The following is a 22569-nucleotide window of genomic DNA, read 5'->3' as shown; positions in this document are numbered from 1 at the left end:
TCAATGCGGGCCTCGGCCACGGTGCGCTCCTTCAGAATCTTTGGGTACAGCAGGGTTGGGGTACAGCAGGGGTTGAATGCACTTGGAAGGTGCCTTCTCAGCTTAAGCTTGTGAGGTGTCGCTTGAGAAGATCCCCGCCTGCCGCGGTACCCGCCACGCAGTGCCATGTTAGGGGTACTTGAGGGCTTCTCGGTGGTGTGGCTCATTATCCTGGTGGGCTGGTTCGTAGGCCGGAAGAACGTGCTGGGCGAGAACGCCCCCATTGTGCTCAGCAGGCTCTCATTCTTCGTAGCCAGCCCCGCACTTTTGCTGGAGACCCTGTCCAAGGCTGAACTGCGGAGCGTTTTGGCCGAGCCGCTCCTTGTTGCCGCGGTCAGTGCCGTCATTACCGGCGGCGTCTTCTTCCTGCTCGTGAAATATATCTTGAACCGTTCGCTCAGCGAAGCGGTGTTATCCGCAATGTCCTCCTCCACGGCCAACGCGGCAAACCTGGGCATCCCCATTGCGGCCTACGTGCTCGGCGACGCTGCGTTGATCGCCCCCGTACTGGTGTTTCAACTCGCGTTCTACACCCCCATGTACCTGATGCTCCTTGACTCACTCACGAGCGGGCACCGCCCAACGCCCGGGCGAATCCTGTTGCAAATCATCACCAATCCCATGATTTTGGGAACCGTGGTGGGCCTTGTACTCGCAGCCACACGATGGCAACTGCCAGCACTACTGGCCGAACCCCTCCACCTGATCGCCGGCGCCGCCATTCCGTCCATCCTGATCGCGTTTGGCATGTCCTTGAGTGCCAGCAAACCCCTCTCAGCCGTTGAGGGGCGGCGCAGCGATATTCTGCTGGCCACGGGGTTCAAACTTGTTGTCCATCCGCTTGTCGCCTTCCTGCTGGGGCACTTTGTCTTGGGGCTGGGCGGGGCCGCACTGTTCGCCGTCGTGGTTGCCGCTGCCCTGCCCACAGCCCAGAACGTGTATGTGAGCGCCCAGCGCTACCAAGTCGGTGTCACGGTGGCCAAGGACACCGTGCTGGCGACAACCGTGCTGGCCATCCCTGCCATGTTCGTCATTGCCTTCCTCTTGGGCTGAGGCACTGTACGCTGTTGGCATGGCTACCAAAACCCCAGCAGAATTGATCGCAGAACTTCAGGCCGGCTACACGTTCAGCGGCTCCACAATTGCTCTCGGTGCGGCCATGGTGGATGGTGAAATCCATCCCGAGGCCCAGGTTTCCCTGCCGCTGGCCATGATGAACCGTCATGGGCTGGTAGCCGGTGCCACCGGAACGGGAAAAACCGTCACCTTGCACATGATGGCCGAACAGCTGTCCAGCGCCGGCGTGCCCGTGTTCATGGCAGACATCAAGGGCGACCTCACCGGTCTTGCCACCGCGGCAACAGGCAGTGAGAAGCTCACCACCCGCACCCAGGCACTGGGCCAGCCATGGGAATCCAAGGCATTCCCCGTCGAGTTCCTGGCGCTGGGCGGCAATGGAAACGGTGTCCCGGTGCGTGCCACCATCACTTCCTTTGGTCCGATCCTGCTGGCCCGCATCCTGGACTTGAATGAGACGCAGGAATCCAGCCTGCAACTGGTGTTCCACTACGCCGACACCAAGGGCCTTGAACTGTACGACCTGAAGGACCTGCGCGCCGTCATCACGTTCCTCACGTCCGACGAGGGCAAGGAGGACCTGAAGGAACTGGGCGGCCTGTCCAAGGCCACGGCGGGCGTCATCCTGCGCAATCTCATCACCCTTGACGCCCAGGGCATGAGTGAGTTCTTTGGCATGCCGGAATTCGACACGGCCGAGCTGCTGCGCACAGCCCCGGATGGCCGCGGCGTCATCTCCTGCTTGGAACTGCCCAGCATCCAAGACAAGCCCCTCCTGTTTTCCACCTTCCTCATGTGGATGCTGGCCGACTTGTTCCGCGAACTTCCCGAGGTGGGCGACGCCGACAAGCCAAAACTGGTGTTCTTCTTTGATGAGGCCCACCTGCTGTTCAACGGTGCCAGCAAGGCCTTCCTGAACGCCATCACCCAGACAGTCCGGCTGATCCGTTCCAAGGGCGTGGGGATCTTCTTCGTCACCCAGACCCCCAAGGACGTGCCCGCGGATGTCTTGGCGCAGCTGGCCAACCGCGTCCAGCATGCCCTGCGGGCGTTCACCCCGGAGGACGCCAAGGCGCTCAAAGCGACCGTCTCAACCTTCCCCATCAACGACTATGATCTGGCTGAGGTCCTCACAAGCGCCGGTATTGGCGAGGCCGTGGTCACTGTCATGAATGAAAACGGCGCCCCGACCCCTGTGGCGCTGACCCGCCTTCGGGCCCCTGGTTCGATCATGGGACCCAGCAGCGAGGATGCCGTCAAGGCCGTCATCGCAGCGTCCGCCCTGCTGCCCACCTATGGCACCGCCATCGACCCCGTCTCCGCATACGAAAAGCTGCAGGCCCCGGCAAAGGCTGCCCCCGTGCCGAGCACCGGGCCAGCGGTTGGTTCACCGCTGCCTCCTCCCCCGCCGCCGGTGGCGATTCCCAACAACACGGACGACGGCGGCATGGCGAACGTGGTCATCGGCGCCCTGGGCGGGGCGTTGGGTGGCGGACTGAAAAGCATGGTCCGCTCCATGGGCACTTCACTGGGCCGAAACCTCATGCGGGACATGTTCGGCACGGCTCCGCGAAAACGTCGACGTTAGCCCGTGCCCCCGGACAGTTCGACGAGCACCACGGCCATGATCGAGGGCAACGACGCCCTGATTCAATCCAGCACGCACCTTGAAGGTACAGTGGACGGCGTGAAGACTGGGACCCCGCTGAATAAAATTGTCACCCTGTGGCTGTTGGTCCTGATGATTGCCCTGGCCGCGTCCATCGTGACCATTGCGGTAGTGAACACGAAGGGTTTTGGTCCGGAGCGGACTGTCGCCAACTACCTGGGTGCACTCAAGGACGGCAACGGGCCCAAAGCCCTGGGCTTGCTAAACGCCAAGGTTCCTGGTGCCAACGCGGCGGCCTTGGACGGCGAAGCACTTGCACTGTCGCAGAAAGCGCTGCAAAACCTCAGCATCGCCGCCGCGGTCGCAGCCTCGAACAACACTGAAAGCGTCACCGTCAACTACACGGTTGAAGGCACCGCCTTGTCGACGGATTTCATTCTGCAACAAGGCCCCAAGCATTGGCTGTTCTTTGACAGCTGGGAGATGGCGCCCTCCACTCTGCCCGTTATCCCGGCTTCAGTGGCGAACGCAAACCAAGCGAGCATCAACGGTGCCCCTGCCAACATGCCTGACGGCAGGAACTCCTTTGCCGTGTTCTACCCCGGCAGCTATGAGCTTGAATACCGCTCTGAACTTTTTGCCGCTCCCCCCATCACCCGCACGGTGAGCGGGGCGAAGCAGGCAGTGCCGGCTGTGGCACTTGCCACCGGGCCCACCAGCGACCTGCTGAGCCAAGTCGATGGGACCATTCGAAAATACTTGGATGCATGCGCCAAGCAGGCAGTCCTCCTGCCCACCGGATGCCCCATGAGTGCAGAGACCACCAACCGCGTGCTTTCACCAGTGACCTGGACCGTTGTCGAATACCCGTCCACCACCATCTCCCCCTATGGCGGGAAGTGGATCATGGCGCCGTTGAGCGTCAAAGCACAGGTTTCCTACAAACAGCAGGATCTGTTCACAGGACTGATCTCAGAATTCAAGAACACCAGCGAGTTTGGCTTCTCAGCCAAACTCTCGATCAGTGGAAGCACTGTTGGCGTGACCCCCGTGGTCACCTACGACGCCGGCCCTTCCTAACAGCTGCGCAGCAGGCCAGCAGCTGGGCAGCTTAGAGCCCGCGCAGGTCCAGTGCGAGTTCGGAGGTGCCGTCGGCCTGCATGAGCACGGGGATGCCCCAGTCCTGTTGGTACAGGTGGCAGGCTGCATGGTCGGGGATCTCCCCGTTTGCGTCCTCGGGACCGTCGCAGGCTGCCGCCCGGGCAGTGAAGTGGAGTACGCCGTCGGGCACGTCAGCGCTGAGCACCAGCGTCCTGGACAGGCCCACCGAGGTTCCTTCTCCACTGAGCAGCAGCTCCGGCGGAGTGGAGGACACTTTCAGCTGCGTGGGATCCCCCCACCTGTCGTCAAGCTTTTGCCCGGTGGGCGCGGAGAAGCGGATGGTCAGCGCCAGCTCACCCGGGGATACCGGGGTCTTGGGGCGTTGCGTCTGAGCGGCCCCTTCATCGACCTGCAGCGCGTTCTTGGGCAGCGGCAGGCGGATTAGCTGGTGCTTGTTCGCCTCAACCACGATCAGCAGCGGCACGTCGCCGGATTCATCAAGCAGCACATCGCTGGGCTCGGCCAGGCCGCGGGCCAGCGTGCTGACGGTCTTCGTGGCTGGGTCGTAACGGCGCACTGCACCATTGTAGGTGTCGGCCACTGCCACTGACCCATCCGGCAGTACGGCCACACCCAGCGGGTGCTGCAACCGGGCCTGAACTGCTTCCCCATCGCGGAAGCCGAAGTCAAAGAGGCCTTCACCAATGGCGGTTTCCACCCTCACGGCCCCGTCGTCGCCAAATTTCAGCACGCGCAAGGCGGAGGTTTCCGAGTCCGCCACCCAAATGTTGCCCTTGGCGTCCTCGGTGAGACCTGAGGGCTGGGCAAACCATGCCTGCTCTGCCGGTCCGTCAAGCAGGCCTTCCAAGCCATTGCCTGCCACGATGGTCACGGCCCCGCTGCCCGGGTCGAAACCGAAGATCTGGTGGGTTCCGGCCATGGCAATAACCACGGCATTCAAAGTGGACGAGTACGCCACATCCCAGGGTGAAGACAGGGCAACCTCAAGTGGTGCTGTGCCGAGGTTGGCTGCGGAGGTGCTGGCGCCGTCGTCGTTCACCCGAGCCGGGCCAGCCTCGAGCAGGCGCTGGACACCATTGCCGGCCAGCGTCCGCACATCGCCGGTGGCCAGCGTGATGCCGCGCAGTCGGTGGTTGACCGAGTCAGCCACGACGACGTCGTACCCGACGTCCGCAGCCAGCGCATCCGGGAGCAGGGCCAAGCCCTGCGGCTCGTTGAATTGCGCCTCCGCACTGGACCCATCCACATGCCCCTTGGTTCCGGAGCCAATCGTGCGGACCACTGTGGAAAGGTCCGAGCCGGTTTCGACGAGGCGGTGGTGCCCAGTATCGGAGACCAGGAAGTTCCCATTCGCCAGCGGCAGCACTTTTCCGGGGAAGCGCAGGTCTCGGGAGACAGGCTCCGGGGCAACGTACGGGCCGTCGCCGCGATGCAGCGTGCCTTTGGCCTCGTGTTCGGCAATGAGTTCAGGGATGAAGGATTCCAGTCCGGCGGCGTGGCCCTCACCGGACAGGTGCGCCACGATATAGCCTTCCGGGTCCACCACCACCAGGGTTGGCCAGGCGCGGGCCGAGTAGGCCTGCCATGTCACCAGCTCCGGGTCATCCAGCACGGGGTGGTGAATTTCGTAGCGCTCCACTGCGGCAGCCAGTGCCACGGGATCGGCTTCATGCTCAAACTTGGGTGAGTGCACGCCCACCGTGACCAGCACATCCTTGTACTTTTCCTCAAGCGGGCGCAGCTCGTCCAAAACGTGCAGGCAGTTGATGCAACAGAACGTCCAAAAATCCAAAATGACGATCTTGCCGCGCAGCATTTCCAGGTTAAGTTCTGCGCCGCCGGTGTTCAACCAACCGCGGCCCACGAGTTCGGATGCCCGGATGCGGACGGTGCTGGTTTTCGTTGCGGAATCCACTAGTGCGTTTCTCCTTGCGTGCTTGCCGGGGTTCCCGGCTCATTGTTGTCGAAGGGCTTTTCGGCAGCTTTGCCAGTGCCGCGTCCCGCGCTGCCACCTTGTTGGTGAAGGTGCGGCAGGCTGGGTCCACGGTTCGACTCAGCCATGACGGCGTCGCGCGCTGCCAACTGGGCGAACATGTCATTGTAAGCGCCGAGCTCTGCTTCCTTATTCCTGTCCGCAGCCCTGTCCCGGCGCTTCGTTTCCCGCGCGTCGGACTTGGACCACATGTAGGCGACGCCCATGGCGATGGCGAGAGTGGGAATTTCGCCGATGCCCCAGGCAATCCCGCCGGCCGTCTGCTGGTCAATGAGTGCTGCATCGCCCCACGGGCGGCCCATGTTGCCAAAATATTCTCCCGAGAGAAGGCCGGTGGCCATCATCAGCGAGACCCCGAAGAACGCGTGGAATGCCATGGTCGCCAACAGCAGCAGCAACCGCAGCGGGTAGGGGGCGCGGGTGGGAAGCGGGTCGGCGCCGATCATGCTCTGGATAAAGACGTAGCCAGCCAGGGTGAAGTGAATAATCATGAGCTCATGACCCACGTGGTAGACCATGGCGAAATTGAAGGCTGGTGAATAGTAGAAAAGGAACAAGCTGCCGGAGAAGTTTGCCGCGGCAAAGAGCGGGTGCGTGACAACCTTTGAGTACTTTGAGTGCACAAGCACCAAGATCCACTCACGGATGCCGCGTGAGCCGTCCCGGCGCGGAGTCAGCGCCTGCAATGCCAGCGAGATCGGTGAGCCCAGCGCCATGAACAGTGGGGCAATGGCCATCAGGGCCATATGCTCCACCATGTGCGCACTGAACATCACGGCGCCGTAGACCGCAGGGCCGCCCGAGGTGATGTAGACAAGGGCCAGGAGCCCTACGAACCAGGAAACACTGCGTAGCACAGGCCACTTGTCGCCACGTTTGTGCAGCTTCACCAACCCGGCAAGGTAGGCCGCTCCGGCCAAGGCGGCAAACGCCACCCACAGCCAGTCCATGCGCCATTCGCTGAACCAACGCGCAAAATCAAGTTCAGGCGGCAACGGGTAGCCGGTGAGGATCTGGGCCGGGGTGAGTGCCTGCACCGAGAGCTCACGCGACTGCGGCGGTGCGGAACGGCTCAGCCCTACAGCGAGGCCGCTGACAATGCCCATGATTAACAGCTCAATAAAAATCAGCTGCCACAACAGTCGGCGCGTATTTTCCGTACCGTTGTGTTTGTCTCCCCCGGCCAGCTTCGGAATGATCCATTCGCGGTGCATGTACCCAATGACACCCAACACAATGGTTGCCCCCGCTTTGGCGAGGATCAGCTGCCCGTAGGAGGAGTAGAAGAGGTCATGCCAGTTCGTGATGCGGATGGAGGCGTTGATCACGCCGGAGGCTGCCACACCGGCGAAAGCAAAGATGGCCAAGCCGGAGAAGCGTTTGAGTACCTTTGCGGTAATGCCACCCAAGACACCGGAAACCACCACCAGGACAATGATGCCGCCCACCCACAGGGAGGCGCCGGTAATGTGCAGGAACAGGGAGTTGACGGCACCCTTATGGTCTGCGCTGGAGGCAGAGTGACCAATCAGTGCCTGCGGGACAAAGGAAATCAAGGCAAGCACCAGCGGCACAGCCAAGCCACTGACGCTGCGCAGACCAATGACCAAGGTGGTGACCACAGCGGCAATGATGACGACCGTCAGCCAGGCTTGCCCCACGGCGAGCTCGGTCATGAAGAACACCAGCATATTGGTGTAGTCAGTAGTGCCAGCCAGGGCCAGGCCGGAAATGTTGGAGTACGTCAGGATCAGGACGGCGATCGCGGACAGAGTCCATACCCCACCGGCCACCATGGCAAGTGTCAGAGCCCGGGCAAAGGCGGGATGTTCCGGCATGTTCTCCCGCTTCGCGGAATCCACTTTGGTGCTGCCGGAGTGTGGGCGATGAGTCCTAAGATCCTTGGGCAAGATGACGACGGCGAACACCAGCGCACCGATCACTGCGGACAGGGCCAGGTTGTGGATCGTTGTTGCCAGCGGCAGCCCCCAGCGTGTCACTGCACCGGGATCGGCCAGCTGCTCAACGGCTGCTGCTCCGGTAAATACAAGGGCCGCCACGACGGCGACCACCGCAGCGACCAGCCCAAGCCACCACCACCGGCTGCGAATCCCGTTGGCAAAATTACCTCCGCGGGAAGTAGGCGCAGGTCTGAGGGTGGTCGCGGGAGAAGTATCTACGGGTGGCACCCTTCCATTGTCCTGCACCAGGCAAGCTTCGGGCGAATCAGGGAGCTCACAGGAAAGTACCGGGCCCGGTGTTCGCACGGCCCGCAATGCCGACTCACGCGTTAAACACCTGAAGACGGCCAGCAGCAGCCGGCCGTCTTCCTCTGGTGCGCAGAAGAAACTACTTCTTGACGGCAGCCTTCAGCTTGGAGCCAGCGGAGAGCTTCACGCTGTGGCCTGCTGCGATCTGAATGGTCTCACCGGTCTGCGGGTTGCGGCCGGTGCGAGCTGCACGGTCGGTGCGCTCAACGGAGAGCCAGCCCGGGATGGTGATCTTTTCGCCAGCTGCAACTGAGCTCTCGAAGACGGCGAAGAGTGCATCCAAAACGCCGTTCACTGCGGTCTGGCTGGTCTCAGCCTTTGCAGCAACTTCAGCAACCAATTCGCTACGATTCTTAGCCATGTTTGTCCTCCTGGACGTCAAGTAGATCTAATTCCACGCGGTTGCGTGTCAACCACTGCTAGCGAACTTACCAGTTATTCCGCGAGATTCCGGCAAATTTCGGTCATTTCAGGCGTTTTTCAAGGCAAATTCCCCGGATTCTAGGGATATTCCGCTCACAGCCAACATCTTGGCTGCCTAAAACCAGTGCCGGGACTGGCTTTTCCCACTTGTTGGAGGGCAGCAAAAAGGGCGGCAACCCGAAGGTTGCCGCCCTTATTCAAACCGAATTTATCGGCTCAAGCCGGTATTACCAGCTGGACTTCTTGATGCCGGGCAGTTCGCCAGCGTGCGCCATCTTGCGGAAGCGTACACGGGAGATGCCGAACTTCTGGAGCGTTCCACGGGGACGGCCGTCAATGGCGTCGCGGTTACGAACACGTACCGGCGATGCGTTGCGGGGGAGCTTCTGCAGGCCCAGGCGGGCCGCTTCGCGCTCTTCGTCGGTGGAGGTCGGGCTGACGAGGGCCTTCTTCAGGGCGAGACGCTTCTCGGCGTAACGCTCTACGATGACCTTGCGCTGCTCGTTCTTCGCGATCATGGACTTCTTAGCCATAGTCTTAGCGCTCCTCTCGGAATTCGACGTGCTGACGGATCTTGGGATCGTACTTCTTCAGAACCAAACGGTCCGGAGTGTTACGACGGTTCTTGCGGGTTACGTACGTGAAACCGGTGCCCGCGGTGCTCTTCAGCTTGATGATCGGACGTACGTCCTTGTCTTTTGCCACTAGAGCTTCACCCCACGAGCGAGAATTTCGGCGACGACGGCGTCAATACCGCGAACGTCGATGGTCTTGATGCCCTTGACGGACAGCTGCAACGTGACGTTGCGGCGCAAGGACGGTACCCAGTAGCGCTTCTTCTGGATATTCGGATCGAACCGACGCTTGTTGCGGCGGTGCGAGTGCGAAATGCTATGTCCAAAGCCCGGCTCGGCTCCGGTCACCTGGCAATGAGCTGCCATGATCACTCCTATAAAAATGAATGGAAACGGTTCACTGGTGTAAACCGTGCGAGTAGGCAGCGTCCGCCCTTGGACAGCATGATTCCCAGTCTTCATTTTTCATGAGGATGAGAACGCGGCTCTCCGACGAATACCCGAATGCACGCAACTTGAGCCCCTAACTACCGGCCAGCGGGAGGATAATCACCGCAAACCGGAGCAATTGCACACGCTCCGCGCTACCTAGCGCCTGCCCAGTCTAGTTGCTGGGAAGCGATTATGGCTAATCGACAAATCATACTCGTTCGATTACTAGCCGCATGCCTCTGATGCCGATACCCTTTGGGTCCGCCAGCGGGCGCCGTGCATGGGCTTGAGAGTTAGCCAAGCGGCGGACGCAGGACTGGCCAGCGTGCGCTCAGCGCGTCTCCGGATGACACTCCCCGGAGGCGCCGGCTGACCCAAGGACCCACGTACTCCTTGGTCCAGGCGGCGTTGTCCCGAAACGTTTCAGTGGCAGTTTTAGCAAGGACAGGAGGTAACCCTGGCATGGGGATGCGGGCAGCTTCGCCCAGCTGCCCAAGTACTCGGTTGGCCATATTGATGTGGCCGGGTGTGGACATGTGCATACGGTCGATGTCCCACAGCCGCCAGTCGTTGTATTCACGGAAACGCCAGTAGTCAACGAGGTCAGCGCCATGGTCTTGGGCAACTTCGCGCAGCAACTCGTTATAGATGGCCGTTCGTCCACGAATGGTTGCGAAGACCTTGGACGTGCTGGCATCGAATCCGGTGAAGACTAGGACGCGGGCGCCCGTCCCCGCCAGTTTGGCGATACCTTCGGCGTAGCCCGCAACGAGGGCGTCAATGTCCACTTTCGGACGCAGGATGTCATTGATCCCCGCGTAAATAGTGACAAGTGTGGGATTCATGCCCACTGCGACATCTATTTGTTCGCTGAGGATCTGGCGCATTTTCTTGCCCCGGACAGCCAAGTTGGCATAGCCGAACGTCTGGGGGCCATCCGGGTGCGCCACCGCCAACTGCTCAGCGAGCCTGTCCGCCCACCCGCGAACCTGATTGGGAAGCATGGGGTCGGTGTCGCCCAGACCTTCAGTGAAAGAGTCTCCCAACGCGACATACCGTGCCGATAATTCCATGTGCGTTCCTCGATCTCAAGTATTCGGAGCAGGTGCCGGCTGGCGCGGCGGCTACCGACGTTTTTACTACGCTCATCCTACGGCCCACAACTCCACCAGCTAGGAAACCAGTTCCAGCTCCTCGCCAGCAGCGATGAGCGCCGCGTAGGCGCCCCCTGCTTCGCGAAGCTCCTTTGGCACCCCTACCTCAACCAGCAGCCCATCGGAGAGCACTGCCAGCTGTTGCGCATCGTCGACGGTGGAGAGCCGGTGTGCGATGGTCAGCGTCGTCCGGCCGACGGCCAGCCTGTCAAGAGCCACTTGGACGGCTGCCTCGGTGGTGTTGTCCAGGGCGGAGGTGGCTTCGTCCAGAACCAGCACCCGCGGATTGCGCAGGATGGTCCGGGCAATGGCAAGTCGCTGCTGTTCCCCACCGGAGAAACGGTGGCCTCGAGCGCCAACAAGGGTGTCAAGGCCTTCGGGCAGCGCTGCAACGTGGTCCGCAATCTGGGCCGAAGCCAGCGCCTTCCACAAAGTGGCATCATCGGCTTCCGGCGCAGCGAGCAGCAGGTTATCCCTGATTGAAGCGTGGATCAGATACGTCTCCTGCGAGACGACGCCGACTATTCGGGCAAGTACGTCCGGGGCAATATCACGCACGTCGACACCGTCAATGGTGACGCGCCCCCTGGTGACATCGTGCAACCGGGGCACAAGTGCCCCCAGCGTCGACTTGCCTGAACCGGTGGGACCAACCACCGCCGTGGTGGTTCCTGCAGGAAGCGACAGGCTGATTCCGCGCAAAACATCCGGGCCGCCGTCGTACGCGAAATGCACGTTTTCAAAGCAGACCTCACCGCGCACCAGTGCCGGATCCAGCGCAACAGGATGGGCGGGCGCAGTGATTTCCGGCACCATATCGAGGTATTCGAAGATGCGGCTGAAGAGCGCCATGGCCGTGACCCACTGGACGCCAAGGTTCAGCAGGCCCATGATGGGGCGGAAAATGGTGGCCTGCAGCGCCGTGAACGCGACGATGGTGCCGATGCTCATGGTGTTCCCGGGCAGTCCTCCGGCAAAGTAGATGAGTGCCGGGATGGCGGAGAAAATGATGCCCATGGTGGCCATCCGCCAGCGTCCGGCCAGCTGCGAGCGCAGTTCCAGCGAGATCAGGCGTTCGGAGCTTTCGGTGTAGCGTGTGGCGTCACGTCCGGTGGTGCCCAGGGTTTTGGCCAGCCGCACGCCGGAGATGCTCAGCCCTTCCTCCACATAGGTGTTCATCGTGGCCAGCTCAGCCTGCATGGTGCTGGTGATGTCGCGGCGCAGCAGGGCCACACGGCGGGAGAACCATACGGCCGGCGGGATGACGATCAGTGAGAGCAGGGCCAGCTGTGGGGACAGGACCACCATGGCGATTGCCGTGCCCACAGCGATTGTCACATTCGCGGCGACGCCGGTGGCGGTGGAGGTGATGACTGACTGCATACCGGAAATGTCGTTGTTGAGCCGCGACTGCACTTCTCCGCTGCGGGTCTTGGTGAAGAACCCGAGTGATTGCTTTTGCAGGTGCGTGAACAGCCTGGTGCGCAGCGTGTGCATGATTTTCTGCCCCATGGACGTTGTCATCCACGTCTGCACCACGCCGATCAGGGCTGTCGATGCGGCCACGGCAATCATGGCACCGGCGAGCCGCCCGAGCATCGGCAGGTCCTTGTGGGGCAATGCGGTGTCGATGACGCCCCTGACAAGGAACGGCTGGGCAAGGCTGATGAGGCTCGATGCGCTAATCAACAGCACGACGACGGCGATGGTCCCCTTATGCGGGGCGAACAACGCCACCACGCGCTTCAAACTCACGGGATGGCGCTTGATTTGGGCCTTGTCAGCGGGGTTGGCGCGGGCCGGGCCACGGACCGGGCCACCTGGTCCGCCTTCGAAAGGATGTGTGGGGCCGGGTTGTGCACGGCCGGGTTTTTGTTTGAGGATATTCTCCGTCAAGGGCGCCACCTCCATATGGTGCGCGAGGTGCGGGACTCGCACCATTCATTAGCGAGGTTACCTCACTATGTGGTTCATCGTCAAGTTTAGTATGCTTGTGTGCATGGTCCCCCCTGATGATGCGCCTGATCTTGGCGAACTGTTTCACGCGGCATTCCGCGGCCTGCGACGCACGTGGTCAGAGCAATTGGCCCCCTGGGAGCTGACTCCGCACCAGTGGCGGGCGCTGTTGACGTTGATGCGCCGCCGCCCTGATATAGCTGCTGAACCCGCCGGTAGAGCCGGGGTCGATCATGCCAACATCGATTGCAGTCAGGGCGACGTCCGGCTCAAGGACCTGGCCGGGCGGCTTCGCATTGCGCCGCGCTCAGCCACGGAGGTAGTAGACCAGCTGGAAGCGAAGGATCTGGTACGCCGTGATCCGGACCCCACCGACAGGCGGGCAACGCTCATCGTGGCAACCAACGCCGGGCAAAAACTCTTCGCCAATATTCAGGCCGAGCGTCGCGATAAGTCCATGGAGTACTTTTCCCGGCTCAATCAGCATGATCGCGCCGAATTGGCCCGGATACTCCGTTTACTACACGACTAACTGCAGCGCCTACCCGTTTTCAGCCTGTCTGGCTTTGCGGTGGTTTCTGCCTACTGCGCTGGCGTCCCGGCGACGTTGATCATCCATGGCACACCAAACTTGTCCGTGCACATGCCAAAAGTGTCGCCCCAGGGAGCTTTCTCGAACGGCATGGCGACTTGGCCGCCGTCGGAAAGCTTGTCCCAGTAGCCGCGCAGCTCCGTCTCGTCCTCACCACTGAGGGACACAGTGTGGTCCGTGCCGTGGGAGAGTTCCCTCGAGTCCATGGAGGAGGGTGCATCGGAGCCCATCAGTACGAGTCCGCCGTTGCTCGTGAGCATGGAGTGCATGACCTTGTCGGTGTCGGCCGGGTCCTGGGCCATGTTGAATTCGCCGAAAGTGGTCACCTCAAGCGTGCCGCCAAAGACCGTTTGGTAGAACTCCATGGCTTCCCTGGCATTGTCACGAAAGCTCAAGTATGGATTCAGGTGAGTGGCCATAACGGATCTCCTTGATTGCGTGCACGAAGCGGTTGCAGGAAATTATTCCCCCGTACCGGGCATTTGTCAGTAACGAGTTTTGTCAGTGGCGGCGCCTGCCAGCACCTAGGCGTCCACGGCGTGCGTTGGTGCAGTCCCCGCCCCAAAAGGACTCCCTCCAAGAGCTTCGCGGCCGTGGGGTGCAGCCCAACCTGACGGGTCTGGACCCAACGGCACAATGTGGGTGGGGTTCAGGTCCGTATGAACGATGTAATAGTGCGCCTTGATCTGCTCAAAGTCCACGGTGTCGCCAAAACCGGGCGTTTGGAACAAGTCACGCGCATAGGCCCACAGGACGGGCATCTCGGTGAGCTTATTGCGGTTGCACTTGAAGTGGCCGTGGTAGACGGCATCAAAGCGGACAAGTGTGGTGAACAGCCGCACATCCGCCTCGGTGATGTTTTGCCCCATCAGATAGCGCTGGCTGGCGAGGCGTGCTTCCAGCCAATCCAGACCTGCAAAGAGCCGCAAATAGGCAGACTCATATGCTTCCTGGCTGCCGGCAAAGCCACATCTGTACACACCGTTGTTGACCTCTGTAAAGACACGCTGGTTCACGTCCGCCATTTCCTCCCGCAACTCTTCCGGATACAGCTCAGGGGCTCCTTCTCGCTGAAATTCCTTCCATTCAGTGGAGAGGTCAAGGGTAATTTGCGGGAAGTTGTTTGTCACAACAGCCCCGCTGGGCACATCCACGATGGCTGGAACGGTGATCCCGCGTGGATAGTCTGGTGTGCGCTTGAAGTATGCCTCCTGGATCCGTTCAATTCCCAGTACAGGATCAACCCCACCGGGGTCCAAGTCGAAGGTCCAGGAACGCACGTCGTGTGTGGGCCCGCACACTCCAATCGAAATGGCATCCTCAAGGCCCAATAGTCGGCGCACAATGGTAGATCTGTGCGCCCACGGACATGCCCTGGCAACTATGAGCCGGTAGCGGCCTGCCTCTACCGGAAAGCCATCCGCCCCATCTCGGGTGATGCGGGTTTCAATGTAGTTTGTATCGCGGGTGTACTCGGATCCCGTGACATATGCGCCTTTGGTACTGAAGTCCTGTGTGCTGAAATCCCTGCCCTGAGTGTCCATACCGCCAGCCTATGCCGGGCCCGTGAGGCCCGCCAGCAGCTAGGCCCAATAACGTCACCGGCTTTACTCAACAAAAACTCGCGGCCTATGATCGACTAGCACCAGGTGAACGATCCGCAAGAACGCGACCCACAGTGAGGACCTTCCATGGCGGCCCGAGAAACCATCGCCGCAGAGCAAGGCAGCACTAATTCTGCGCAAAAAACCATCCACGACGCCGGCACTGCCATGGTGGAATTCCAAGGCGTCAGCAAGATCTACCCGGGCCAGCCACCAGCCGTGGACAACCTCAACCTCAGCGTTGAGAGCGGAAAAATCACCGTGTTTGTCGGGCCGTCGGGCTGCGGCAAGACCACGTCCCTGCGCATGATCAACCGCATGGTGGAGCCCACATCAGGGAGCATCACCGTGGGCGGGCGCAATGTTGGTGATATTCCCGCCCCTGAGCTGCGCCGTTCCATGGGCTACGTCATGCAGCAGGCCGGATTGCTGCCGCACCGCACGGTAGTGGACAACGTTGCAACCGTGCTGCGCCTCAACAAGGTCCCGCGGGCACAGGCACGCCAGCGTTCCATGGAGTTGCTGGAGACCGTGGGTTTGTCCGCAGCGATGGCCAAGCGCTACCCCAACCAACTTTCCGGCGGACAGCAGCAGCGCGTGGGAGTGGCGCGGGCGCTTGCCGCGGATCCGCCGATCCTGCTCATGGACGAGCCATTTTCCGCTGTGGACCCTGTGGTCCGGGCCGAGCTGCAGCACGAGCTTTTGCGACTACAGCGCGAGCTGGACAAAACCATCATTTTCGTCACGCATGACATTGACGAAGCCACCCTTCTGGGCGATCGGGTTGCCGTATTTGCCGTGGGTGGACGAGTGGCCCAATACGCGTCCCCGGAAGAGATTCTGCGCGCTCCCGTGGATGACTTCGTGGCCAATTTTGTGGGCCGCGACCGCGGTTTCCGCCGCCTCTCCTTCAGTTCCGGTGCAGCTGTGCCGGTTCACGAGGTTGCAACCGTGGCATGGCCCAGGAAGCACGACGACGTTTCCTCCCCCCGTGTGCCCGGAGCCCCCGCGTGGGTGTTGGCCGTGGACGCGGAAGACCGCCCGCTGGGCTGGCTTTCCCCCGCGGATAGCGCCGGCCCCGGCCGCCCAGGCGCCGCAGTCTCACCGAGCCTTGTTCCCGGTGGTTCACTTTTCCACAGCGGCGATCCTTTGCGCACCGCCCTCGATTCGGCTCTTTCCTCCCCGTCCGGGTTGGGCGTTGCCGTGGATGATGAAGGACGCGTTGCAGGGGTCGTCAAGGGCCCTGAGGTGCTCGCCGCCATCGACGCCGTCCGCGAAGGCAAAAACTGATGCGCGGAGCCATCTGATGCAGTGGTTCCTGGCAAATCTGCCCCAGGTCTTCAACCTCACCGGTTACCACCTGATACAGGCCGTGGTGCCCTTGGTCCTGAGTGTTCTCATCGCCATTCCCCTGGCCCAGTTGGCGCGCCTGAACAAGGGCGTAGGCGCGGTCATCCTCTCCGTCGGATCGCTGCTGTACACCGTCCCGTCCTTGGCGTTGTTCGTGATTCTGCCGAGTATTCTGGGCACGCAGATCCTGGATTTTGCCAACATCATCGTGGCGCTGACCATTTATGCTGTTGCCCTGCTTGTCCGGTCCACCCTCGACGCCTTGAATTCAGTGGATGACGCCATCCGCCAATCCGCCACGGCCATGGGATACAAACCGTTCCAACGATTCCTTACCGTCGATCTCCCGCTCTCCCTGCCGGTGCTATTTGCCGGGTTGCGTGTCATCTCCGTCAGCAATATCTCGCTCGTGACAGTGGGCTCACTGCTGGGCATTCCCAGCCTGGGCTTCTTCTTCACCGACGGGTTGGCACGGAACTTCCCCACCGAGATCATTGTGGGAATTGTGGGGACACTGGTCTTGGCCCTGTTGATGGATTTGGTGCTTGTGCTGTTGCAAAAGCTGCTGACCCCCTGGCTGCGCAGCCACAAAACTACAGCTGCACCACGTTCGACGGCGGTGGCGGCATGAGTGCCGCACTGCTGCTTCCAGCCACGAAATACAGCGACTCCGGCCCCTTTGCCCAAGGCTGGCAGTGGCTCACCGATCCGATGAACTGGCAGGGGCCCATGGGCGTGCCCGTCCGCATCGCCGAACACCTCGGCTACACGGGTCTCACTTTGGCGATTTCCCTCGCCATCGCAGTCCCCGTGGGGCTCTATGTGGGGCACACGGGCCGCGGACGCGGCGCCGTCATTGCCCTGGCTGGCATGCTCCGAGCCCTGCCAACACTGGGCATCATGACATTGTTTGCGCTCATTGCAACGTCCACACTTTCACTCATGCCAGCCATTTGGTCGCTGGTGCTGCTGGCTGTGCCACCGATCCTGACGGCCACGTATGCCGGGATCGCCGCCGTCGACAGGGACTTGGTGGATGCCGCCCGCAGCATGGGGATGAGCGAACCTCAGATTCTCTTCGGCGTTGAAGTCCCGAATGGGCTGGTGGTCATGCTCGGCGGCTTCCGTTCTGCCGTGCTGCAGGTGGTTTCCACGGTGGCCGTGGTGGCGCTCCTGGGCCTGGGTGGGCTGGGCCGGTACATTATTGATGGTTTGGCGGTGCAGGACTACGGCCAGGTCCTTGGTGGTGCGGTGGTAATCGCCGCCGTGGCCATCATCCTTGACGGCCTGCTGGTCCTGACCCAACGCGCAGTGGTCTCGCCCGGGCTGCGTCCAACCACAGTCGTCAGCGAGACAGCCCCGACATCCCAAGCAACTACGAATCAACAGTCCGCTTCACAAGGAGATCCAACATGAACAAGAATTTGTTTCCCACCCGCCGCGCAGTCCTCGGAGCGGCCGCAGGGCTCTCGGTGGCGCTGGCCGTTACGGCCTGTGGCGGGGGCAATCCTCTTGCCAGTGACAGCACCGCGCCAACTGGCAATGGCAGCAGTGGCAGCTCGGTGGTGGTTGGTTCGGCCAACTTCCCAGAAAGCGCCACAGTAGCCGAAATTTATGCTGGTGCGCTGAATGCTGCCGGAGTCACAGCCACCACGAAGCTGAATATCGGCGCACGTGAGGTGTACATCAAGGCAGTGCAGGACGGTTCCATCAGCATCGTCCCCGACTACAGCGGAAACCTGCTGGGCTACCTGGATCCGAAGACCACGGCGAGGACTGCGGAGGAGGTGCTTGCGGCCCTGCCTGCAGTGATGCCGGACGGTTTGTCAGTGCTGGATGCTGCAAAGGCCGAGGACAAGGACGCCATGGTGGTGACGGCGGAGACCGCGGCAAAATACAACCTGAAATCGATCGAGGACATGGCGAAGGTGTGCAGCGAGCTGACCATTGGTGCCCCGCCGGAATTCGCGACCCGGCCGTATGGCCTGCCTGGCTTGAAGGAAATCTACGGCTGCGTGCCTGCCAAGTTCACCCCCATCAGTGACGGTGGCGGGCCTCTCACGGTCAAGGCGTTGCTGAACAATGAAATTCAGGTGGCCGACATCTTCACCACGTCTCCGGCCATTCCCGCCAACAATCTGGTGGTGCTAACAGACCCGAAGAATAACTGGCTGGCACAGCAGGTGCTGCCCGTGGTCAAGACGGCCAGCGTGAACGACGCTGCCAAAGCTGCACTGAACAAGGTCTCCAGCCTGTTGACCACTGAGGACCTCATCAAGCTCAACGACCAGGTCAGCGGCGATCAAAAGATGGATCCCAAAGACGCTGCCGCCGGATGGCTGAAGGACAAGGGAATCACGAAGTAGGGAACCGAGAATGGCCGCCACACACGAAGAAGTTGATGTTGTTGTCATCGGCATGGGCCCCGGCGGCGAATCGCTCGCCGGGGAGTTGGCGGCCGCTGGTCTCTCCGTTGTGGGCGTGGAAGCCAGGCTGGTGGGCGGTGAATGTCCCTACTATGGCTGTATTCCGTCCAAAATAATGATCAGGGCCAGCAACGCCGTGGCGGAAGCGCAGCGGATTCCCGGCTTGGCTGGCCGCTCCCACGTATCCTCCGACTTCACGGTGGTCGCCAAACGCATCCGTGATGAGGCCACGGATAATTGGGATGACACCGTCGCCGCCGAGCGTTTCACCGGCAAGGGTGGCCGCCTGGTGCGTGGGATCGGGCGGCTCCTGGGCCCACGCAAGGTCGCTGTCACAACGCACGACGGCGGTGAGCTCACGTTCAGTGCCCGTCGCGCCGTCGTGCTCAACCCCGGCACCAGCCCTTCAGTGCCCACCATTGCCGGGCTTGAGGGCACGCCATTTTGGACAAACCGGGAGGCCGTGCAGGCGGAGGCGGCACCAACGTCGCTGGTGATCTTAGGTGGCGGGCCCATTGCCGTGGAACTGGCACAAGCGTTTACCCGCTTTGGCACCAACGTCACGGTGGTGGTGCGAGGCGCGCGGCTGCTGTCGCGGGAGGAACCGGAGGCCTCTGAGATTCTCGGCAAGGTGTTCCACAGCGAGGGCATCGAGGTGCTGTACAACAGCACGATCACAGCTGTGGCCCACTCAACTGCCGGGTTTAACGTGGAGGTGACGGGTGTGGGCGGAGCCGTGACGAAGCGCTCTGCCAACAAGCTTCTCGTGGCGGCCGGGCGCACCCCGCAACTGCCTGGGTTGGACCTGCCAGCCGCTGGAGTCAGCGTAGTTGACACACCCGCCGTGGATTCCCACATGCAGCTGGCCAAGGGCCTGTATTTGATTGGGGACGCGGCAGGCGGTGGGCCGTTTACGCACATGTCGATGTACCAGGCCAACATTGTGGCGGGGCACATCCTTGGCCAGGATCGTGGGGAAGCCCAGTCGCACGCCGTGCCGCGGGTGACGTTCACGGACCCGGAGGTGGGCGCCGTCGGGCTTAGCGAACAGCAGGCAAGGGAGGCTGGGCTGGACATCCGGGTTGGCAGCGCCCAGATGCCTGGTTCCACCCGCGGCTGGATTCACAAAGCGGGGAATGAAGGGTTCATCAAGGTCATCGAAGACGCCAAAACCGGTGTCCTCGTGGGAGCCAGTTCCATGGGCCCACATGGCGGGGAGGTGCTCTCGGCGCTGGTTCTGGCCGTCCACGCCCGCATCCCGGTGAAGACGCTCAGAACCATGATTTACGCGTACCCCACGTTCCATCGCGCCATTGAAAAGGCCGTCGCGTCGCTCAAATAACCGAACCTTGCACGCATATACGCACCTTCCCCGCTTATACGTACGCTCCTATCAGCGCATGAGCAGGGAAGGTGCGTTTAGGCGAAATTACTGCGCCAGAATGGCCTTGCGCACAGCAGCACTGAGCTGCATGGCGCGCCCGCCCGTTCCACCGTCCTCGTTCCACGCCGGGATGTAGCCAAAGCCAATCCCGTACAGCGGATCGGCGAATCCGAGGGAGGCGTTGGCGCCGTCGTGCCCAAAGGCCTGCGCGCTGCCGAAGTCCATGCGCGGGTTGGACTTCATGAACGTGACGCCGAAGGAGTTGATCTCGCAAAAGACCCTGTCCAGACCCCATACCTGTTCTTCACTCATGTGCGCAATGGTGTCTGCGTTCAAGTAGGCCGGAAGCCCGTCAATGCCGGTGGCGGCGCCAGCGTAGACGCGGGCCAGGCCGTCGGCGGAGCCCACGCCGGAGCCGCTGCAGCTGCCCGCCGCACGGACGCTGCGAATATTGGGCAGCGCCAGCAGGTTTCCGGCCTGCACATTTCCTGACACCCCGGCAATGGAGCCTGGATCCATGAACGCCTGCTCCGCCTCCTCTACGAAGAGCACGGGGCGAAAGCGCGGTTCAAGCGATTCGGGCAGGCCCAGGTACATGTCCGCCGCATACGGTTCCCGAATGCGGCGGTTGTATAGGTCCTGCAGCCGTTCCCCGCTGACCAGCACACACAGCTGTTCAAGGAAGACGCCCATGGTGAGTGCGTGGTAGCCAAAGGTGCCGCTGCCCGGACGCCACATGGGCGTCAGCGCCGCAAGGCGTGCGGCCACCGCGGCAAGATCGTTGTAGTCCTCCATTGCGAAACCGCCCTGGACGCCCACCAACCCGGCCTGATGGGAAAGCAATTGGCGCACCGTGAGCGCGCCCTTCCCATTTTGGGCAAAATCAGGCCAGTAGCTGGCCACCGCAGCATCAAGGTCTATCAAACCGTCCTGGACCAGCAGGGCGAATGCGAGCGCAGCAACTCCCTTCGAGCAGGAAAACACACCCGTGAGCGAATCCGCAGCAGAGTCCTTGCCGCCCACCAGACTGACGACGTTGACCCCCTGGTGGTACACGGCCAGCTGTGCGCTGTAGCCCGGGTCGGCGTCGAGCATGGAATCAAAGAGCTCCCGAACACCGGAGAACTGCTCGGTGGCGAAACCTTGGGATGGGCCGGCGGCCTGCTGCGGTGAAAGTGTCATGCAACCACTCTAGGGAATGCCGCACCCGTGGTGCCAAGCCGAGGCAGGCGGAACGTCAGCTGTCTGTCAGTCGCTACGGTCACGGTGTTTGCACCCCGGCCAACAGCAGGGCCGGCGTTTGCCTTCCTCAAGCTCTTCCTGGGTTCGGCGAATACGGCGTTCTCGGGTCTTTTCCTGCTTGGCATCCTCGACCCAACAGATGAATTCATTGCGTGCCAACGGCGTGATGTCACACCACGCAGAAAGTGCCGTGGCATTGACGAGCAGCGCCTTGCACAGGTCTGCAGGCAACGGATGGACTACCCCGCCGGGTACTTGCTCCTTACTCATATCACTACAATAACGGGCCGGGAGTCCGGATTTGCGTCTTGCGTGGCAACCGTAGCGAAGCAGCCACCTAGCCGATGCCGCAGTAGTCAAGCAGCAATTCGGCAACCATGGAATTGGCCCAGGAGAACCATGGCCGCGTGAACCGGGTGGGATCGTTGGGGTCAAAGCCCTCGTGCATGCGCCCAGTGCCGCCGGTGGTATCGCGCAGGCAGTACAGCAGCCGCAACTTTTCCGCTTTGTCTGCCGTGGTGAGGCCCTGCACAGCCAGCGCGATGGGCCAGATATACCCCGGCGGCGTATGCGGGCTGCCGATCCCAGCCGCGTGGTCCCCCATAAAATAAAAGGGGTTCTCAGCGCTCAAGATAAAGGCGCGCGTGGCCAGGTATAGCGGATCGGCCGGGTCAATGCCGCCCGTCAACGGCAGCGACAGCAGGCTGGGCATGTTCGCATCATCCATCAGCAGCGTGTTGCCCAGCCCGTCCACCTCGTAGGCGTACATGGGACCGTGGACGGGGTGCTCCACCACTCCGTGGGCCGCCACGCCGGCGGCAATTTCAGCTGCCAGCTCGGCGGCCTCCACGGCAAGATGGGCATCGGCATACACTTCAGCGGCAATTTCAGCCACCTGCCGCAGGGCGGCAGCGGCGAAGAGGTTACCGGGGATGTTGAAGCTGAGGACGCAGGCGTCGTCGCTGGGCCGGAAGCCCGCCCACGTCATGCCGGTCATGCCCGACGCCGGCCCCCGCCCCTCACGCTGCAGCGTCTCGCTCGGAAGGTCCGTGTTGCGCACAAAGCGGTAGCTGGAATTCGCTTCGTGGTCCTGCTCAAGGCGAAGCTGACGCACGATCACACGCAACACCGCATGGGCTGCGGCATCAAAAACATCGGTACGGGTGGTGCGGCGCCATACTTTGTGGGCCAGCCAGATGGGGAATGCCAGGGAATCCACCTCATATTTGCGCTCCCAGATCCACGGGTCTTCGCAGCCGTCGTGCGGGTCGTAGGAGGCTCCGCTCGCTTCCTTGTTGAAGGCGTTGGCGTAGGAATCCCG

At 61.9% G+C, this 22569-nt stretch carries 22 protein-coding genes; 9 read left to right on the top strand and 13 right to left on the bottom strand.

The features are described from left to right. Positions 1-165: 165 nt before the first annotated feature. Genes Q4P21_RS06715 through Q4P21_RS06705 form a run of 3 tightly spaced genes read left to right on the top strand, consistent with a single transcriptional unit; the run spans position 166 to position 3805 of the window. Complete coding sequence (locus tag Q4P21_RS06715) at positions 166-1092, top strand: AEC family transporter (protein WP_303388026.1); 927 nt, start codon at positions 166-168, stop codon at positions 1090-1092. A 19-nt stretch (positions 1093-1111) separates the two neighbouring features. Further along, positions 1112-2704, top strand: a complete 1593-nt coding sequence (locus Q4P21_RS06710) for a helicase HerA-like domain-containing protein (protein WP_303388025.1) — start codon at positions 1112-1114, stop codon at positions 2702-2704. Positions 2705-2707: 3 nt separating this feature from the next. Beyond that, complete coding sequence (locus Q4P21_RS06705) at positions 2708-3805, top strand: hypothetical protein (protein ID WP_303388024.1); 1098 nt, start codon at positions 2708-2710, stop codon at positions 3803-3805. 31 nt (positions 3806-3836) lie between these two features. Here Q4P21_RS06705 and Q4P21_RS06700 read toward each other — a convergent pair whose 3' ends face one another. From Q4P21_RS06700 to Q4P21_RS06665, 8 genes are all read right to left on the bottom strand, one after another. Continuing rightward, a complete protein-coding gene (locus Q4P21_RS06700; RefSeq protein WP_303388023.1) occupies positions 3837-5762 on the bottom strand; it encodes an NHL domain-containing thioredoxin family protein in 1926 nt (641 codons plus the stop codon). After that, positions 5762-8029 (bottom strand): cytochrome c oxidase assembly protein, encoded by a 2268-nt coding sequence (locus Q4P21_RS06695; RefSeq protein WP_303388022.1) that lies wholly within the window; start codon positions 8027-8029, stop codon positions 5762-5764. Before Q4P21_RS06695 ends, Q4P21_RS06700 begins: the two co-directional genes overlap by 1 nt. Positions 8030-8189: 160 nt before the next feature. Continuing rightward, positions 8190-8471 carry an HU family DNA-binding protein gene (locus Q4P21_RS06690; protein WP_207344899.1) on the bottom strand — a complete coding sequence of 94 codons (282 nt, stop codon included), beginning with the start codon at positions 8469-8471 and terminating at the stop codon, positions 8190-8192. Between the two features lie 289 nt (positions 8472-8760). After that, entirely contained in the window at positions 8761-9066 is a 306-nt protein-coding gene (gene rpsN / locus Q4P21_RS06685) for a 30S ribosomal protein S14 (RefSeq protein WP_062285947.1), read from the bottom strand. Positions 9067-9070: 4 nt separating this feature from the next. Next, complete coding sequence (gene rpmG, locus Q4P21_RS06680; protein WP_044574616.1) at positions 9071-9238, bottom strand: 50S ribosomal protein L33; 168 nt, start codon at positions 9236-9238, stop codon at positions 9071-9073. Then, a complete protein-coding gene (gene rpmB / locus Q4P21_RS06675) occupies positions 9238-9474 on the bottom strand; it encodes a 50S ribosomal protein L28 (protein ID WP_038465685.1) in 237 nt (78 codons plus the stop codon). Before rpmB ends, rpmG begins: the two co-directional genes overlap by 1 nt. A 359-nt stretch (positions 9475-9833) precedes the next feature. Further along, the gene (locus Q4P21_RS06670) at positions 9834-10613 is read right to left on the bottom strand and encodes an SGNH/GDSL hydrolase family protein (RefSeq protein WP_303388021.1); all 780 of its coding nucleotides are present in this window, start codon (positions 10611-10613) and stop codon (positions 9834-9836) included. A gap of 99 nt (positions 10614-10712) precedes the next feature. Continuing rightward, on the bottom strand, positions 10713-12590 hold the full coding sequence (locus Q4P21_RS06665) for an ABC transporter ATP-binding protein (protein ID WP_303388020.1): 1878 nt from the start codon (positions 12588-12590) through the stop codon (positions 10713-10715). 103 nt (positions 12591-12693) lie between these two features. On the opposite strand from Q4P21_RS06665, the gene Q4P21_RS06660 reads away from it, so the two are divergent. Further along, positions 12694-13182 (top strand): MarR family winged helix-turn-helix transcriptional regulator, encoded by a 489-nt coding sequence (locus tag Q4P21_RS06660; protein ID WP_303388019.1) that lies wholly within the window; start codon positions 12694-12696, stop codon positions 13180-13182. A 50-nt stretch (positions 13183-13232) separates the two neighbouring features. Here Q4P21_RS06660 and Q4P21_RS06655 read toward each other — a convergent pair whose 3' ends face one another. Both Q4P21_RS06655 and Q4P21_RS06650 read right to left on the bottom strand, forming a co-directional pair. After that, entirely contained in the window at positions 13233-13661 is a 429-nt protein-coding gene (locus tag Q4P21_RS06655) for a VOC family protein (RefSeq protein ID WP_303388018.1), read from the bottom strand. 105 nt (positions 13662-13766) lie between these two features. Next, positions 13767-14786: a glutathione S-transferase family protein gene (locus Q4P21_RS06650; RefSeq protein WP_303388017.1), complete on the bottom strand. Its 1020-nt coding sequence runs from the start codon at positions 14784-14786 to the stop codon at positions 13767-13769. 228 nt (positions 14787-15014) lie between these two features. Between Q4P21_RS06650 and Q4P21_RS06645 the strand changes: the two genes are divergently transcribed. The 5 genes from Q4P21_RS06645 to Q4P21_RS06625 are packed head-to-tail and all read left to right on the top strand — an operon-like array spanning position 15015 to position 19964. Beyond that, positions 15015-16136 (top strand): ABC transporter ATP-binding protein, encoded by a 1122-nt coding sequence (locus tag Q4P21_RS06645; RefSeq protein ID WP_303388034.1) that lies wholly within the window; start codon positions 15015-15017, stop codon positions 16134-16136. Positions 16137-16152: 16 nt separating this feature from the next. Then, positions 16153-16827 (top strand): ABC transporter permease, encoded by a 675-nt coding sequence (locus Q4P21_RS06640; protein ID WP_303388016.1) that lies wholly within the window; start codon positions 16153-16155, stop codon positions 16825-16827. Then, positions 16824-17612 (top strand): ABC transporter permease, encoded by a 789-nt coding sequence (locus Q4P21_RS06635; protein ID WP_303388015.1) that lies wholly within the window; start codon positions 16824-16826, stop codon positions 17610-17612. Before Q4P21_RS06640 ends, Q4P21_RS06635 begins: the two co-directional genes overlap by 4 nt. Beyond that, on the top strand, positions 17609-18562 hold the full coding sequence (locus tag Q4P21_RS06630) for an ABC transporter substrate-binding protein (protein WP_303388014.1): 954 nt from the start codon (positions 17609-17611) through the stop codon (positions 18560-18562). Before Q4P21_RS06635 ends, Q4P21_RS06630 begins: the two co-directional genes overlap by 4 nt. 10 nt (positions 18563-18572) lie before the next feature. Further along, positions 18573-19964 (top strand): NAD(P)/FAD-dependent oxidoreductase, encoded by a 1392-nt coding sequence (locus Q4P21_RS06625; protein ID WP_303388013.1) that lies wholly within the window; start codon positions 18573-18575, stop codon positions 19962-19964. An 87-nt stretch (positions 19965-20051) separates the two neighbouring features. On the opposite strand, the gene Q4P21_RS06620 is transcribed toward Q4P21_RS06625, so the two are convergent. The 3 genes from Q4P21_RS06620 to Q4P21_RS06610 form a co-directional block, all read right to left on the bottom strand. After that, entirely contained in the window at positions 20052-21188 is a 1137-nt protein-coding gene (locus Q4P21_RS06620) for a serine hydrolase domain-containing protein (protein ID WP_303388012.1), read from the bottom strand. Between the two features lie 66 nt (positions 21189-21254). Then, positions 21255-21518 (bottom strand): YdeI/OmpD-associated family protein, encoded by a 264-nt coding sequence (locus Q4P21_RS06615; RefSeq protein WP_303388011.1) that lies wholly within the window; start codon positions 21516-21518, stop codon positions 21255-21257. A 67-nt stretch (positions 21519-21585) separates the two neighbouring features. Further along, positions 21586-22569 (bottom strand): glycoside hydrolase family 125 protein (locus tag Q4P21_RS06610; RefSeq protein ID WP_303388010.1); only part of this gene is annotated, 984 nt, incomplete at its 5' end.

This window comes from Arthrobacter sp. (assembly GCF_030540645.1).
In the GTDB taxonomy this organism is placed as follows: Bacteria; Actinomycetota; Actinomycetes; order Actinomycetales; family Micrococcaceae; genus Specibacter.
Note: the sequence above shows the minus strand (reverse complement) of the source record. Positions and strands in the feature narration are given on the sequence as shown.